A 15,807-nucleotide genomic window follows, 5' to 3' on the forward strand; every position below is an offset into this window, starting at 1 on the left:
AGAACTCGCCACGGTCTGGCCAGATCACGTGCGCACTCGCCCCATCACACGCGAACCGACACCTGCTGTTTTGCTTCGAGCGCGAGTTCGGACTACCGTTTTGAACTGACTGGTCAGTTCAAAAAGGGGAGGGTCTGTGGAGAGCCCGCACGGCGCGGCTGTCGGCGCCGAGGACTTCGGACTGGAGGGACCGCGCGGCTGGGTCTTCCGGAACGTGACGTTCAGTGCCGAGCCAGGAACGCTGGTGGCCATCGAGGGACCGTCGGGATCGGGCCGCACCTGCCTGCTGCTCGCCCTGACCGGCCGGATGCGCACCACCGAGGGCCACGCGGAGACCGGCGGACTGCGGCTGCCCAAGCAGGCCGCCGCCGTCCGCAGGATCGCCGCCCTGGGCCCGGTGCCGGGCGTCAGCGAGCTGGACCCCGCCTTCACCGTCGCCGAGCACCTCGGCGAACGCGCCCTCCTCCAGGGCCGCTACGGCGCCTCCCTGCGCACCCTGCTGCGCCCGCGCGCCGAGCGCCGGGCCGCAGCCGAGGCCCGGGTCGACGAGGCCCTGGAGGCCGCGGGCCTCGACCCCGCCACGCTGCCTAAGTCGGGGCGCACCTCCGTGCGGGATCTGGAGCGTCTTGAGGCGCTGCGGCTGTCCGTCGCGCTGGCGCTGATCGGCAAGCCGCGGCTGCTCGCCGTGGACGACACCGACCTCAAGCTCCCGGACGCCGAACGCGACCAGGCCTGGGCGCTGCTGCGCTCCGTGGCCGACGCCGGGACGACCGTGCTCGCCGTGTGCAGCAAGGCCCCCGAGGACACCCAGGTCGTACGCACCGCACCCGCACTCGCACCCACCACCGATGAGGAGACGGCCGATGCGTTCGCCGAAGCTGGCCGCGCTTGAGCTGAAGCGGTTCGGCAGGGGGAAGCTGCCGGCCGCCGCGCTGGTGGCCCTGCTGCTCCTGCCGCTGCTCTACGGCGCCCTGTACCTGTGCTCCTTCTGGGACCCGTACGGGAAGCTCGACAAGCTGCCCGTCGCCCTGGTCAACGACGACAAGGGGGCCACCAGCGACGGCAAGCGCGTCACGGCCGGGGACGAGATCAGCGAGAAGCTGCTCGACTCCAAGGTGTTCGACTGGCACGAGGTGAGTTCCGCCGAGGCCGAGAAGGGCGTCGAGGAGGGCACGTACTACCTCTCGCTGACGATGCCGTCGGACTTCAGCAAGAAGATCGCGTCCAGCGGCGGGGACTCCCCCGAGACCGGCGCACTCCAGGTGCGGACGAACGACGCGAACAACTACATCGTCGGGCAGATCTCCAGGACGGTCTTCGGAGAGGTGCGCAACGCCGCCTCCACCAACGCCTCCCGCGGCTTCCTGGACCGCATCTTCATCAACTTCTCCGATCTGCACGACAAGACCGCCGAGGCCGCCAAGGGCGCCGACGACCTCAAGGGCGGCATCTCGAAGGCCAAGCAGGGTTCCAAGGACCTCGCGGACGGCCTCAAGGACTCCAAGGCGGGCAGCAAGAAGCTCTCCGACGGGATCGTCAAGCTGAACCAGCTCTCGCGCGATGTCGCCACGGGCTCCGCGCAGGTGGCCGGCGGCACCCAGGTGCTGGCCGACAAGGTCAACGGGATCGCCGACGACGTACGCCCCTTCTTCCAGGACAACGGGAAGTCCATCCGCGACACGGCGCGGCTGGTCGCCGACACCTCCGGGGCCGTACGGAACAACCTCGACCTGCTCGTGAAGAGCGCGCCGACCGCCGCCGTCGGCGCCAAGGAGGCGGCCGACGAGCTCACCGGGATCCACCGCACCCAGTGCGAGGAGGCCGAGGAGCCCGACGCCAAGGTCTGCCCGCCGCTGGAGCGCGCCAAGGTCACCGCCGTCGACGTCGCGAAGATCGCCGCCGATGTGAACACCCTGGTCACCAACCAGAACGGCGACCTGAAGAAGCTGAGCACCCAGCTGACCGCCTTCCAGAAGCAGGCCGAGGACCTCGCGGAGCGCGCGCCGACCCTGGACGACGACCTGGCATCGGCCGTCAGCAAGGCCAACAAACTCAACACCGGTGCCCACAAGGTCGCCAAGGGCGCGCAGGCGCTGCACACCGGACTCGGCGGCGCGCAGACCGGCTCCAGCAACCTGGACACCGGCGTCGGCAAGCTGAAGACCGGCGCGGAGAACCTGGACGGCGGGCTGTTCCGGCTCGGCGACGGCTCGACCGCGCTGGCCAAGGGCCTCAACGACGGCGTGGACAAGATCCCGGACTACGACAAGAAGGACCGCGACGCGCGGACCGACGTCATGGCCGACCCCGTCCAGCTGGCCTCCAAGTCGCTGCACGAAGCGCCCAACTACGGCACCGGATTCGCCCCGTACTTCATCCCGCTGTCCCTGTGGGTCGGCGCGATGGTGGCGTACATGCTGATCCAGCCGCTCAACCGGCGGGCCCTCGCCGCCGGGGCCTCCTCCTGGCGGATCGCGCTCGCCGGCTGGCTCCCGGTCGCCGCCATCGGCACGGCCCAGGTCGGCGCCCTGATGGCCGTCCTGCACTGGGGCCTCGACCTCCAGATGGCCCACGCCGCCGGAACGATCGCCTTCCTGGCCCTGGTGACCTGCTGCTTCGCCGCGATCGTGCAGTGGCTGAACGCCTGCTTCGGGGCGGCCGGGCGGATCCTGGTGCTGGTGGTGCTGATGCTTCAGCTGACCTCGGCCGGGGGCACGTACCCCGTCCAGACCAGCCCCGGTTTCTTCGGCGCGATCCACCCGTACCTCCCCATGACGTACGTCGTCGAGGGGCTGCGCAGGCTGATCACCGGCGGCCCCCTCGGCCCGGTGTGGCTGGGCTGCGCGGTGCTGGGCGCCTTCACCGTCGGCGCGCTCGCCCTGACCGCGTTCACCGCCCGCCGCAAGCAGGTGTGGAGCCTGAGCCGGCTGCACCCGGAGCTGAGCCTGTGAGCGTGCTGGGAGCCGAGCCGGTGAGTTCGCCGGGGCCTGGAAGAATCGGACTCATGGAAAGCAGTGGCACCACGCGCCGCCAGGCCACCCGGCAGAAGCTCTACGAGGCGGCGGTGACACTCATCGCCGAGAAGGGCTTCTCGGCGACCACCGTCGACGAGATCGCCGAGCGGGCCGGGGTCGCCAAGGGCACGGTCTATTACAACTTCAAGAGCAAGACCGAGCTGTTCGAGGAGCTGCTCCGGCATGGCGTGGGGCTGCTCACGGTCTCGCTGCGGACCGCCGCCGAGGAGTCCGAGGAGCGCGGCGGCACCCGGGTCGAGGCGCTGGACGCGATGATCCGGGCCGGGCTCGCCTTCATCGACCGCTACCCGGCCTTCACCCAGCTGTACGTGGCCGAGCTCTGGCGCACCAACCGCGCCTGGCAGTCCACGCTGCTGGTGGTGCGCCAGGAAGCCGTCGCGGTCGTCGAGGACGTACTGCGGGAGGCGGTGCGCAGCGGTGAGCTGAGCGAGGAGATCGACATCCCGCTGACGGCCGCCGCGCTGGTCGGGATGGTGCTGGTGGCGGCGCTGGACTGGCAGGCGTTCCAGCCGGAGCGCTCGATCGACGAGGTCCACTCGGCGCTGTCGCTGCTGCTGCACGGGCGGGTCAGCGGGCGCTGAGACCCGCCGGGTACTCCGGGCACTCCTGGCACCCCGGGTCCAGGGGCGTCCGGGTCCGAAAGCGTAGCGGGAAAGCCGAAGACGCCGGCCGGTGAAGTTCGCATCCCCCGCGAACCTCACCGGACCGGCGTCTTCCGTGCTTCCGGAAACCCGTTCCCCGTGACCCCGTATGTCCCCCGTGGTCCCCGGGCCCCGTCGTGCCCCCCCGTTGCGTCGGGGGAACCGCACCGTTCCGCCGCCCCGTGCCGGCGGTCCTGGCTCAGCGCCCCTTCCGTGGTCATCACTCTGCCGTCCCCGCAGGTGGGGGCCTATCCGCGTAGCTACTCATCTCCGTCCCTGAGTACGGATACTCAGGGCTCCGTGCCGAACCCCACCCGGGTCCCTCGCCGGGTCGTTACGATCGCCTGCGTGTCGGTAATCCCCCTGGTCTTCACCAGCGGCTGGGCGAGCGGAATCAACGCGTACGCGGTGGTCCTGCTGCTCGGCCTGTTCGGCGCGACCGGCGTGTCCGACGAGGTGCCCGCCGCCCTGCAGCGCACCGATGTCCTGATCGTGGCCGGTGCGCTGTTCCTCTGCGAGGCGGTGGCGGACAAGGTCCCCTACGTGGACTCGGTCTGGGACACGGCGCACACCGTGATCCGGCCGGTGGCCGGGGCGGTGATCGCCGCGCTGCTCGCCGGGGAGAGCGGTTCGCTGCCGGAGCTCGCGGCCGGCGCGATCGGCGGGTCCACGGCACTGATGAGCCATCTGGTGAAGGCCGGCACGCGGATGGCCGTCAACACCTCCCCGGAGCCCTTCAGCAACGTCGGGATGAGCGTCGTCGAGGACCTCGGGGTCGCCGGAGTCATCACGTTCGCCATATTCAACCCGGTGGCGGCCGCCGTGATCGCGGCCGTGCTGCTGGTGCTGGGCATCGTCACCGTGCTCTTCCTGGCCTCGCGGATCCGCCGCTTCCTGCGCCGCCGGGCCCAGCGCCGCGAGGAGAAACGCCTGGCCGGCACGGGTGGGTCCTGGCCTGACGGCTGAGCTGTCGGCGCCGGTCGATAAAGTCACCGGCATGGCACGAATTGCGGTGATCGGCGCCGGGACGGGCGCGATGGCGGCGGCCGCCCGGCTCGCCGTGGCGGGCGACAAGGTGACGGTGTACGAGCGGTCCGCGAGCTACGGCGGCTCGGTCGGCCGCCATGCGCACGAGGGCTTCGTCTTCGACACCGGGCCCGGACTGCTGCACCTCCCCGCAGTCCAGCGGGACCTTTTCGTGAAGACCGGCAAGGAGTCGCTGGAGCAGTGCGTGACACTGACCCAGGTCGATCCGGCGAGCCGCCATCTCTTCGCGGACGGCACGGCGGTGTCCCTGCCCAATGCCTCCCGGGCCGGGGTCGCCGCCGCTCTGGACGGCGTGCTCGGCGCGGGAGCCGGGGCGCGCTGGAGCGCCTTCATGGACCGGGCCCGGGACGCCTGGGACCGGTCGCGGCGGCCGCTCCTGGAGGAGCCCCTGCGGGCGGACCACCAGGTGCTGGGGCGCGATCCGTATCCGGCGGTGCGGCAGCGCCGCCTGCTGCGCGCCTCCCGGCAGGCGGCCACGGTCGCGGAGATCGGCGCGTGGGAGCTGGCGGACGCCCGGCTCGCCGCCCTGCTCGACGGGTACGCGCTGTCCCACGGCCTCGACCCGCGCACCGCACCCGCGAGCGCCGCGCTCCTGCCGTACATGGAGCAGACCTTCGGCAGCTGGTACGTGCTGGGCGGGATGCGCGAGCTGGTGCGGGCGGTGTACGAGCGGTGCCTGGCCCGCAGGGTGGGGTTCGTCTTCGGGGCAGAGGTGGTCCGGGTCGTCGAGAAGGACGGCCGGGCGGCGGGCGTGGAGCTGGCGGACGGTGCGGTGGCCGAGGCCGACCGGGTGGTGCTCGGGGTCCGGCCGCGCCCGGGTCTGGTGCCGGGTCAGCAGGTGTGGGGCGCGGGCGATGTGACGGGCCGCTCGGGCTCCGGCGCGGGCGCGGCGGGCCGGTTCGCGGTGCTGCTGTCGCTGCGCGGGGCCCGGGAGGCGGACGCGGCGCACCGGACCGTGGTGCACAGCGCCGACGGTGCGGCGGAGCAGGAAGCGGTGTTCGCGGGCCGGGTCGCCGGGCACCCCACGGTGACGGTGCTGCGCCCCGACGATCCGGCGACCCGCCCGGACGCGGAGCACGAGGCGGTGACGCTCACCGCGACGGTGGCACCGCACGGGCCGGTCGACTGGCGGGACGCGGGGGTGCGGCAGCGGTTCGCCGACGTCCTGGTGGAGCGGGCGGGGGCAGCCGTTCCCGGGCTGCGGGAGCGGATCCTGCACACGGAGATCCGCACGCCCGCGGAGACCGAGGCGGAGACGGGGGCCGAGGGCGGTGCGGTGCCGCCGCCCGCGCTGGCCGGGGCGGACGGCGCGTATCTGCACCCGGGCAACCTCACCCGGCTGCCGGGGCTGTATCTCGCGGGCGGCTGGTCGCACCCGGGCGGCGGGCTGGCACACGCCGGGATGTCGGGGACGCTGGTGGCCGGACTCGTCGTGGAGGGCGACGACTTCCGCGGCTCACGCTGAGCGAGGAGCGCGGGCCGATGCGTCGTCCGGGCGGCGGGCGACCGCCCGGACGCCGGTGCTGCCGGGGCTGGACCGTCCCCCGGCAGCGGCGCGCGGGCTCACGGGCTCACGGGCTCACGGGCTCAGTAGCGGTACTGCTCGTTCTGGCCGGTGTCGTAGCCGTTGCCGTACGGAGCGGGGCCCGCTGGCTGCTCCGGCGGCATCGGGGGGTACCGCTCGGCGTCGCGCTGCTGCGGGACCCAGACGCCGCCGGGCGGGGTGTCCACGCCGTACGCCTCCGCGCCGTACGTCCCCGTGCCGTAGCTCTGGGCGTAGGGGTCGGCGTAGCTCTGCTGCCCGCCCTGGCTGTCGTAGCCGTCGCCGTCGGCGTTGCCGTAGGAGTCGTAACCGCCGTGGGAGGGGGATCCGTTGGTGGTGCCGATGTACGGGTCGGAGTAGGCGGCGTAGCTCTGCCGGTCGGTGCCGTAGTCGTACGTCCCCGTGTAGGGGTCCTGGGCCGGCTGCTGTTCGTAGCCGGTGTACGGGTCGTACGCGGCGTACTGCGGCTGGGCCGAGGGGTCGGCGTCGTGTCCCTGGCCCTGGCCCTGGCCCTGGTCCTGGCGGGAGTTGCCGTTCGCGTCGTAGCCGGTGTCCCCGTACACGCCGTACTGGCCGGTGTCGTCGGGCAGCGGCTGCGGTTCGTGGACGGACGGCGTGGGCGGGGCGGCCGGGGGCCGGTCGTACCCGGGGTCGGCGACCTCCAGGTCCGAGACCTCCAGCGTGGGTTCCTTCACGGCGGCAGCCTCGCCGCCGCCCCTGCGCCGACGGCTCTCCCCCGGGCTGCCGCCTATGGCCCAGCCGGTGGAGAAGCCGCGCCGGAAGGACAGCGTCACGAAGGTCTGGCCGGTGGCGAAGGTGAGCGTGCCGACGACGATGACCGGAACGGAGGCCAGCAGCACCCCGACCACCACGCCGAGGAAGCCGGCGAAGGCGAGGAGCCGCCAGCGCAGTCGTGCCTTGTACTGCAGCAGCACCTCGCCGAGCAGCCACAGGGCCACCAGACCGAATGCGATGTAGAGGACCGTCCAGCCCACGCCCGCCCCCTCCTTCGGCCGTAGCCGCGTCGGAGGCGGGTACGACCGGTCACGACTGCTTGTGCAGTCCGAGTTTTTCGTAGATTTCGAGCGTAGCCGTCGAGTTGTTGAGCGTGATGAAGTGCAGTCCGGGCACACCCTCGGACAGCAGCTTCGCGCAGAACTCCGTTGCGAACTCGATGCCAATGGAGCGTACAGCGGCTGGATCGTCCTTGACCGCGAGGATGCGCTCTTTCAACGACGCGGGCACGGTCGCGTTGCTGAGCTGGGGGAACTTTTCCAGTTGCTTCACACTCGTCAAAGGCATGACCTCGGGGATCACGGGCGTTTCGCAACCCGCGGCGACCACCCGGTCACGCATCCGGAGATAGTCCTCCGGGCGGAAGAACATCTGGGTGATCGCATAATCCGCACCCGCCCGGCACTTGTCCACGAAATGACCGATGTCCGCCTCCCAGTCGGTCGACCGGGGGTGCATTTCGGGGAACGCGGCGACGCCGACGCAGAAGTCGCCCGATTCCTTGATGAGCCGGACGAGGTCGGCGGCGTACTTCACCCCCCGCGGGTGCTCCACCCACTCGCCCATCGGGTCGCCCGGCGGGTCGCCGCGGACCGCGAGGATGTTCCTGATGCCCGCGTCGGCGTACTGCCCGACCATGTTGCGCAGCTCGGCGACGGAGTGGTCCACGGCGGTGAGATGGGCGACCGGGGTCAGTGTGGTGTCGGCGGCGATCTGCTGGGTGGCCCGGACCGTCCCGGCACGGGTGGAGCCGCCGGCGCCGTACGTCACGGAGACGAAGCTCGGGCGGACCGCCTCGACCCGGCGCAGGGCGTTCCAGAGGTTCCGCTCACCTTTTTCCGTCTTGGGCGCCCAGAACTCGAAGGAGTACGACGTCTTGCCGGTCGCTAGCAGGTCACGCACCGTGCGCGCGTGATCCGTCCTGGTGGAGGGTGTACCAAGGGCCATAAGGGGAGGTTAACCAGGGGGTGGAGACTCCCCCAACCACAGCGGGAAAGTTTGCCTCATTTTGTCGGACTGCTGTCCACCCATCGGACAAGTGCCCGAGATGTCCCCCCATCGGCGCTTCGGCGCGCGCGGGAAATCTCAGAGCGCGTGCGCCCGGATACGCCGGGCCAGCTCGGCGGTGGCGCCGGCCGGGTCGTCGGCCTCGGTGATCGCCCGGACGACGACGACACGGCGGGCCCCGGCGTCCAGCACCTGATCCAGATTGCCGGCGTCGATCCCGCCGATCGCGAACCAGGGGCGCGGCTGGTCGAGGGAAGCGGCGTGGCGCACGAGGTCGAGGCCCGGAGCGTGGCGGCCGGGCTTGGTGGGGGTGGGCCAGCAGGGGCCGGTGCAGAAGTAGTCCACGCCGTCCTGGGCTACGGCGGCGTCGACCTCGGCCTCGGCGTGTGTGGAGCGGCCGATCAGCCGGTCGGCGCCGATGATCGCACGAGCGGCCGGCACCGGCAGGTCGCCCTGCCCGAGGTGCAGGACGTCGGCGCCGACGGCGTGGGCGACGTCGGCGCGGTCGTTCACCGCGAGGAGCTTGCCGTGCCGGCGGCAGGCGTCGGCGAGGACGGCGAGATGCTCCAGCTCCTCGGCGGCCTCCATGCCCTTGTCCCGGAGCTGGACGATGTCGACGCCGCCGGCGAGCACGGCGTCCAGAAAGGCGGGGAGGTCGCCCTGCCGCTTGCGGGCGTCCGTGCACAGGTAGAGCCGGGCGTCGGACAGCTGCTCGCGAGACGTGGACATGGGTGGTGCTCCCCCGTGGTCGTGACGGTGCACGGGCCGCAGCGGGCGGCCCGTGCTCCGCTTCCTGTCGTATCGGTCAGACGGCGAGCGCCTGGGCGCGGCGCTTCACCTCCGTACCGCGATTCTCGCTCAGCGCCTGTGCGGGGGTGCCGGGCAGGGTCGGGTCGGGAGTGAAGAGCCACTCCAGCATCTCTTCGTCGGAATAGCCGTCGTCCCTCAGGAGGGTCAGGGTGCCGGAGAGGCCCTTGACCACCTTGTCGCCGTCGATGAAGGCGGCGGGCACCTGGAGCGTCCGGTTCTCACCACGGCGTACGGCGATGAGCTGGCCCTCCTTGACCAGCTGCCGTACGCGCGTCACCTGGACATCGAGCATTTCCGCGATGTCGGGAAGGTGGAGCCAGGCGGGGACGAGAGCATCGGTCTTTGCGTCAATCTCGGTCACAGGGACAAGCGTGCCATCCAGGACTGACAGTCGGTAGCCGGGCCGACCGTACGGGGGTGGGCCGCGGCGGGTCCCGGGCCCCTCACAGGGCGGCGGACTTCAGTGGTACGGCGGGGTCGGCCACCTTCTCCGGGTCCAGGACGGCCCCCGATTCGATGAGCCTGCGGCCCTGTGCGAGGTCGCGCGGGCGCCCCACGGCGAGCACGGCGGCCAGCGCGCCGTCGCGCAGCCAGCACACCGACCAGGCCGCGTCCGCCCCGTCGCCGCGCCACAGCAGGGTGTCGGCGACCGCGTGGTGGCCGGCGTACTGCACGAAGCGGCCGAACTGCTCGGACCAGAAGTACGGGACGGGGTCGTGGACGGGGAGCGGTCCGCCGTCCTGGACGGCCATGATCGCGGCGGCCGCGGTGCGCGGGCCCTGGAGGGCGTTGTCCCAGTGGTGGATCAGCAGGCGTGTCCCGTAGCGGGCGGAGGGGAAGGAGGCGCAGTCCCCGACCGCGTACACATCGGGCAGCGAGGTGCGCAGCGCGCTGTCGGCGGTGACCGAGCCGTCCGGGCCGAGTGCGACCCCGGAGCCGGCCAGCCAGTCGGTGGCGGGGCGCGCGCCGATGCCGACGACCACGGCCCCGGCGGGCAGGATGCGGCCGTCCGCGAGGATGACGGCCCCCTCCTCGACGCGGTCGACCCGCGCCCCGGTGAGGAGTTCGGCGCCGCTGTCGGCGTACCAGTCGGCCATCGGGGCGGCCACCTCGGCGGGCAGGGTGCCCGCGAGCGGGCGGGCGGCGGCCTCGACGACGGTGACCGCGCAGCCCGCGGCACGGGCGGCGGTGGCGAACTCCGCGCCGATCCAGCCCGCCCCGACGACGACCACGTCGTGCTGCCGCTCCAGGACGGGCCGCAGCCGGGCGGCGTCGTCGAGGGTGCGCAGCAGATGGACGCCGGGCACGCCTTCGGTGCCGGGCAGGGTCAGGGGCTCCGCGCCGGTCGCCAGGACCAGGGCGTCGTAGGGAACCGGCCCGTCGGCGGTGTCCAGCACGTGGTCGGCGGCGCGCAGGGCGGTGACGTGCAGGCCCAGGCGCAGGGTGATGTCCAGCGCCTCGAAGTCGACGTCGAAGGCGGAGTCCTCGGCCTTGCCCAGCAGCACGGCCTTGGACAGCGGCGGTCGGTCGTAGGGCTGGTGGGGCTCGGCGCCGATCAGGGTGACCGGCCCGGTGAAGCCCGCCTCGCGCAGGGCCACGGCGCTCTGCACGCCCGCCATGCCCGCCCCGACGACCACGACGTGCCGTGTCCGCTGCCGCGCCGCCCGCTGCTCTGTCTGCTCGCTCACCTGTCCACCTTATTCAACTGACGGACTGCCAGGTAGGGGGTCGCGGGGAAGGAGCTGCGGGGACGCGGGGAACGAGGCCGAGGGGCCCCGGGGAACGGGCTCAGGAAGCGAGCTCTTCCACCACGCTGGTCCCGCTGCCCTCCTGGGACTCCCAGGCCCACCGCTCCTCCAGCCGCACCCGGCCGTCCGCGAGGTCGACGACCGTGGAGAGACAGTGCCCGGACGAGGTCGTTCCGTCCTGTTTGAGCTGCACGTAACGGAAGTCCAGCACGTCCCCGGCCCGGGTGCCGACGAGATGGCCGCGGACCACGTCGCCGCCCGCGTACTCGGCCCAGATCCGGCCGTCCCGCTCGTGGTAGGTGAAGCGGGTGCGGGTGCCGACCTGGCCGGGCGCCTGGTCGGCGACCGGGGCCAGGACGAGTCCGTCGAGTGAACGGGCCACGGTGGCTGCTCCCTTGACTGTGCCATGGGCGAGTGGGTTTAGGGTGGCCAAGGTAGAACACTCGCGGGAGCCCGGACGCACCGGGCTGAGAGGGAGGCTGGCGGCCTCCGACCGTACGAACCTGCTCCGGGTCATGCCGGCGAAGGGAGGGGCTGGACACCCATGCGTATCTCGCGGAGAACCTCCGGATCCGACGTCCTCGTCATCGGGGGCGGAATCATCGGCCTGGTCACCGCGTGGCGGGCCGCCCAGCGGGGGCTGGGCGTCACCGTGGCGGATCCCGCACCGGGCGGCGGCGCCGCACAGGTCGCGGCGGGCATGCTGGCGGCCGTCACCGAACTGCACTACGGCGAGCAGATGCTGCTCGGGCTCAACCTCGCCTCCGCCGCCCGCTATCCGGCGTTCGTGGCCGAGCTGGAGGAGGCGAGCGGCCGGGACACCGGCTTCCGCGCCTGCGGGACGCTCGCCGTCGCCCTGGACTCCGACGACCGGGCGCATCTGCGCGAACTGCACGCCCTCCAGGAGCGTTCGGGCCTGGAGTCGACCTGGCTGAGCGGCCGTGAGTGCCGCCGCCTGGAGCCGATGCTGGCCCCGGGCGTCCGGGGCGGCCTCCGGGTCGACGGCGACCACCAGGTGGATCCGCGCCGCCTCGCCGCGGCGCTGCTGACCGCGTGCGAGCGGGCCGGGGTCGTGTTCCGCCGGACCACCGCCGAGCGGCTCACCGTCGCCGGGGGCCGGGCCGCCGGGGCGCTGCTCGGCGACGGCACGGAGTTCGCGGCCGATCAGGTCGTGCTCGCCGCGGGCAGTCTCAGCGGCCGGCTCGCGGGGCTCCCGCCGGAGCTCGTACCGCCGGTCAGACCGGTCAAGGGCCAGGTCATCCGGCTCACCGTGCCCCCGGCGTACGCCCCCTTCCTCGGCCGTACCGTGCGCGCCGTGGTCCGGGGCGGCCATCTCTACCTCGTGCCGCGCGAGAACGGCGAGCTGGTGATCGGCGCCACCAGCGAGGAGATGGGCTGGGACACCACGGTCACCGCCGGCGGGGTGTACGAGCTGCTGCGCGACGCCCACGAGCTGGTGCCCGGCATCACCGAGCTGCCGCTCACCGAGACCCTGGCCGGTCTGCGCCCCGCGTCGCCCGACAACGCCCCGCTGCTCGGCCCGACCGCCCTGCCCGGCCTGCTGCTCGCCACCGGCCACCACCGCAACGGCGTCCTGCTGACCCCCGTCACCGGGGACGCGATGGCCGACGCCCTCACCACCGGCGAGCTGCCCGAGACGGCCCGCCCCTTCGCCCCCGGCCGGTTCGCACCGGCACTCCCCGCCGCCCCCGCACTCCAGGAGCAGCCCGCATGACCCAGCAGCCCACCGCGCCGGAGCCCGCCTCCGCCCCGGCCTCCGCTCCCGTACCGTCCGGGGCTTCGGTTTCCGTCTCGGTGAACGGGGAAGCCCGTGCCGTCCCCGCCGGGACGGCCCTGGACGCCCTCGTGGCCACCCTGACCCCGGCCCGCTCCGGAGTCGCCGTCGCCGTCAACGAGAGCGTCGTCCCGCGCGGCCGGTGGGCCGCCACGCCGCTCGGCGAGGGCGACCGCGTCGAGGTACTGACCGCCGTGCAGGGAGGCTGACCATGTCGGACGACGTCTTCACGCTGGGTCCTGCCACGTTCGGCTCCCGGCTGATCATGGGCACCGGCGGTGCCCCGAGCCTGGAGGTGCTGGAGCGTTCGCTGATCGCCTCCGGCACCGAGCTGACCACCGTCGCGATGCGCCGGCTGGACCCGACCGTGCGGGGTTCGGTGCTCTCGGTGCTGGAGCGGCTCTCCATCCAGGTCCTGCCGAACACCGCGGGCTGCTTCACCGCGGGCGAGGCGGTGCTGACCGCCCGGCTGGCCCGGGAGGCGCTCGGCACCGACTGGGTGAAGCTGGAGGTGATGGCCGACGAACGGACCCTGCTGCCCGACACCGTCGAGCTGCTGGACGCGGCGGAGATCCTGGTCGACGACGGGTTCGTCGTGCTGCCGTACACCAACGACGATCCGGTCCTGGCCCGGAAGCTGGAGGACGTGGGGTGCGCGGCGATCATGCCGCTCGGCTCTCCCATCGGCTCCGGGCTCGGCATCCGCAACCCGCACAACTTCGAGCTGATCGTCGAGCGGGCCGGGGTGCCGGTGATCCTCGACGCCGGCGCCGGGACGGCCTCGGACGCGGCGCAGGCGATGGAGCTGGGGTGCGCGGCCGTGATGCTGGCCTCGGCGGTGACCCGGGCCCAGGAGCCGGAGCTGATGGCCGCCGCGATGCGTCACGCGGTGGAGGGCGGGCGGCTCGCGTACCGGGCGGGCCGGATTCCGCGCCGCCACTTCGCCGAGGCCTCGTCGCCGATGGACGGGCGGGCGGTGCTCGATCCGGAGCGCCCGGCGTTCTGAGCACCTGCGCGGACTCGCCACGTGGGGCGTGCCCCTGCCACGCACTCGCCACATAGGACGTGACCCCGCCACGGGCCCGCCACGGGCCCGCCACCCCGGACGCGCCCTCGCCATGGTCCCGCCACGTGGGACGTGTCCCTGTCACGGATCGGCTGCAGAACGGCCCCGGCACCGCCCCGGTCCGTCCGGGGTGTCGGTGGCGGCTCGTAGACTCTCCGGGTGGACACGACCCTCCAGGACCCTCTCGTCGGGCAGCTGCTCGACGGCCGGTATCGCATAGAGGCACGCATCGCCGTCGGCGGGATGGCCACGGTCTACCGGGCCGTGGACACCCGCCTGGACCGGGTGCTCGCCCTCAAGGTGATGCATCCGGCGCTCGCCACCGACGTCTCGTTCGTCGAGCGCTTCATCCGTGAGGCCAAGTCGGTGGCCCGCCTCGCGCACCCCAATGTCGTCGCGGTCTTCGACCAGGGCGCCCAGGGCGCGTACGTCTATCTCGCGATGGAGTACGTGGCGGGCTGCACCCTGCGCGATGTGCTGCGCGAGCGGGGCGCCCTGCAGCCCCGGGCGGCCCTGGACATCCTGGAGCCGGTCCTCGCCGCGCTCGGCGCCGCGCACCGGGCGGGGTTCGTGCACCGCGACATGAAGCCGGAGAACGTCCTGATAGGGGACGACGGCCGGGTGAAGGTCGCCGACTTCGGCCTGGTCAGGGCGGTCGGGACGGCCACCGACAGCACCGGCTCGCTGCTGGGCACGGTGTCGTATCTGGCCCCCGAGCAGATCGAGCACGGCACGGCCGACACCCGCAGTGATGTGTACGCCTGCGGGGTCGTGCTGTACGAGATGCTGACCGGCGCCAAGCCGCACACCGGCGAGAACGCCGCCCAGGTCATCTACCATCACCTCAACGCCGACGTCCCGGCCCCGTCCGCCGTGGTGCCGGGGCTCCCGGTCGCGCTGGACAGCCTGGTGGCGAGCGCGACGGCCCGCAATCCCGAGGTGCGCCCGCACGACGCGGTGCTGCTGCTGGCCGAGACGCGGGAGGCCCGCGCCGCGCTGAGCGACGCCGAGCTGGACGCCGTACCGCCGCAGGCGCTGGCACAGGCACACGACGGCGCGGACGACCGTACGAGCGTGATCCCGCGGGCTCTCCCGGCGGACGGTGGCGGCGACGGCGGGGTCGTGCACCGCACCAGCCGCCTGGAGATGCCTCCGCCGGGGCCCGCCGGGGCCCGGCGCGGGACCGGCCGGCGCCGCCCGTTCGGCGGGCCGCACCGCAAGCTCATCACCGTCCTCACCGCCGTCCTGCTGACCCTGGGCATCGGGGCGGGTGTCTGGTACATCAACTCCGGGCAGTTCACCCAGGTCCCCTCACTGCTGGGCCAGACCCAGAAGGCCGCCGAGCAGCGGCTCGCGGACAGCGGGCTCGGGCTCAAGGGCGTGGACCGGGTCTTCAGCGACACCGTCGAGCGGGGCTCGGTCGTGAGCAGCGATCCCGCGTCGGGCGAGCGGATCCGGGGCAACGGCTCGGTGAGGCTCGTCGTCTCCCGGGGCCCGGAGATCGTGCGGGTGCCCGATGTCGTGGGCGGTTCCCTCGCGGACGCCCGGCGTTCCCTGAAGAAGGTGGGCCTGGCCCCCGGGATGGTGACCAGGGAGTTCAGCCAGGAGGTGGCCCGCGGCGAGGTGATCCGCACGGATCCCCGCGCGGGCACCGACCGCAGCCCGGACACGGCCGTGGCGCTCGTCGTCAGCAAGGGCGCCCCTGTCGATGTCCCGGACGTCACCGGGCTCCCGGCGAAGGACGCCACCGCCGAGCTGGAGGCCGAGGGGCTGAAGGCGGAGGTGCTGCCCGGCCGGGTCCACTCCACCCAGGCCGAGGGGGATGTCGCCGGGCAGTCCCCCGGCGAGGGCGCCGAGGCCGCCGAGGGCGACACGGTCCAGCTGACGGTCTCCAAGGGCCCCCGGATGCTGGACGTCCCGGACGTCACCGGCCGGGACGTCGAGGAGGCGCGGAACACCCTGGAGGAGGCGGGCTTCGTGGTGAAGGTCGACCGGCCGTTCCTCTCCTTCAGCGACACGATCGCGAGCCAGTCCGTGGACGGCGGCGAGCAGGCCCCCGAGGGGTCCACGATCACCATCAAGACCAAGGGGTTCTAGAAC

Annotated in this window: 15 protein-coding genes and 1 riboswitch; of the genes, 9 read left to right on the top strand and 6 right to left on the bottom strand. The window is 72.9% G+C overall.

Annotated elements, in window-relative coordinates:
* The first annotated feature begins 136 nt into the window (after positions 1-136).
* The 5 genes from ACGF2Y_RS27790 (at position 137) to ACGF2Y_RS27810 (ending at position 6,188) form a co-directional block, all read left to right on the top strand.
* On the top strand, positions 137-892 hold the full coding sequence (locus ACGF2Y_RS27790; protein ID WP_392952825.1) for an ATP-binding cassette domain-containing protein: 756 nt from the start codon (positions 137-139) through the stop codon (positions 890-892).
* A complete protein-coding gene (locus tag ACGF2Y_RS27795; protein ID WP_392952828.1) occupies positions 864-2,951 on the top strand; it encodes a YhgE/Pip family protein in 2,088 nt (695 codons plus the stop codon). Before ACGF2Y_RS27790 ends, ACGF2Y_RS27795 begins: the two co-directional genes overlap by 29 nt.
* 53 nt (positions 2,952-3,004) lie before the next feature.
* Positions 3,005-3,616 (top strand): TetR/AcrR family transcriptional regulator, encoded by a 612-nt coding sequence (locus ACGF2Y_RS27800; RefSeq protein ID WP_392952830.1) that lies wholly within the window; start codon positions 3,005-3,007, stop codon positions 3,614-3,616.
* Between the two features lie 408 nt (positions 3,617-4,024).
* Entirely contained in the window at positions 4,025-4,642 is a 618-nt protein-coding gene (locus ACGF2Y_RS27805; RefSeq protein ID WP_392952833.1) for a DUF4126 domain-containing protein, read from the top strand.
* A 31-nt stretch (positions 4,643-4,673) separates the two neighbouring features.
* Entirely contained in the window at positions 4,674-6,188 is a 1,515-nt protein-coding gene (locus ACGF2Y_RS27810) for a phytoene desaturase family protein (RefSeq protein ID WP_392952836.1), read from the top strand.
* Between the two features lie 122 nt (positions 6,189-6,310).
* Here the strand turns inward: ACGF2Y_RS27810 and ACGF2Y_RS27815 are convergent, their stop codons facing one another.
* From ACGF2Y_RS27815 to ACGF2Y_RS27840, 6 genes are all read right to left on the bottom strand, one after another.
* Positions 6,311-7,261: a hypothetical protein gene (locus ACGF2Y_RS27815; protein WP_392952839.1), complete on the bottom strand. Its 951-nt coding sequence runs from the start codon at positions 7,259-7,261 to the stop codon at positions 6,311-6,313.
* 49 nt (positions 7,262-7,310) lie between these two features.
* On the bottom strand, positions 7,311-8,228 hold the full coding sequence (gene metF, locus ACGF2Y_RS27820) for a methylenetetrahydrofolate reductase [NAD(P)H] (protein WP_392952841.1): 918 nt from the start codon (positions 8,226-8,228) through the stop codon (positions 7,311-7,313).
* A 138-nt stretch (positions 8,229-8,366) separates the two neighbouring features.
* A complete protein-coding gene (gene thiE, locus ACGF2Y_RS27825) occupies positions 8,367-9,017 on the bottom strand; it encodes a thiamine phosphate synthase (protein WP_392952844.1) in 651 nt (216 codons plus the stop codon).
* Between the two features lie 76 nt (positions 9,018-9,093).
* Positions 9,094-9,459: an Rv2175c family DNA-binding protein gene (locus tag ACGF2Y_RS27830; protein WP_371622973.1), complete on the bottom strand. Its 366-nt coding sequence runs from the start codon at positions 9,457-9,459 to the stop codon at positions 9,094-9,096.
* Between the two features lie 82 nt (positions 9,460-9,541).
* On the bottom strand, positions 9,542-10,786 hold the full coding sequence (locus tag ACGF2Y_RS27835; RefSeq protein ID WP_392952847.1) for an NAD(P)/FAD-dependent oxidoreductase: 1,245 nt from the start codon (positions 10,784-10,786) through the stop codon (positions 9,542-9,544).
* Between the two features lie 100 nt (positions 10,787-10,886).
* On the bottom strand, positions 10,887-11,228 hold the full coding sequence (locus tag ACGF2Y_RS27840; protein WP_392952850.1) for a hypothetical protein: 342 nt from the start codon (positions 11,226-11,228) through the stop codon (positions 10,887-10,889).
* A 53-nt stretch (positions 11,229-11,281) separates the two neighbouring features.
* Positions 11,282-11,393: riboswitch (TPP riboswitch) on the top strand.
* Between ACGF2Y_RS27840 and thiO the strand changes: the two genes are divergently transcribed.
* From thiO to pknB, 4 genes are all read left to right on the top strand, one after another.
* The gene (gene thiO / locus ACGF2Y_RS27845; protein ID WP_392952853.1) at positions 11,391-12,581 is read left to right on the top strand and encodes a glycine oxidase ThiO; all 1,191 of its coding nucleotides are present in this window, start codon (positions 11,391-11,393) and stop codon (positions 12,579-12,581) included. (Overlaps the previous riboswitch by 3 nt.)
* A complete protein-coding gene (gene thiS, locus ACGF2Y_RS27850) occupies positions 12,578-12,850 on the top strand; it encodes a sulfur carrier protein ThiS (protein ID WP_392952855.1) in 273 nt (90 codons plus the stop codon). The genes thiO and thiS overlap by 4 nt, the downstream gene beginning before the upstream one ends.
* A 2-nt stretch (positions 12,851-12,852) precedes the next feature.
* On the top strand, positions 12,853-13,647 hold the full coding sequence (locus tag ACGF2Y_RS27855) for a thiazole synthase (protein ID WP_392952858.1): 795 nt from the start codon (positions 12,853-12,855) through the stop codon (positions 13,645-13,647).
* Between the two features lie 219 nt (positions 13,648-13,866).
* Positions 13,867-15,804: a Stk1 family PASTA domain-containing Ser/Thr kinase gene (pknB, locus tag ACGF2Y_RS27860; protein ID WP_392952860.1), complete on the top strand. Its 1,938-nt coding sequence runs from the start codon at positions 13,867-13,869 to the stop codon at positions 15,802-15,804.
* Positions 15,805-15,807 lie beyond the last annotated feature (3 nt).

Source organism: Streptomyces sp. NPDC048142 (genome assembly GCF_043202835.1).
Lineage (GTDB): Bacteria > Actinomycetota > Actinomycetes > Streptomycetales > Streptomycetaceae > Streptomyces.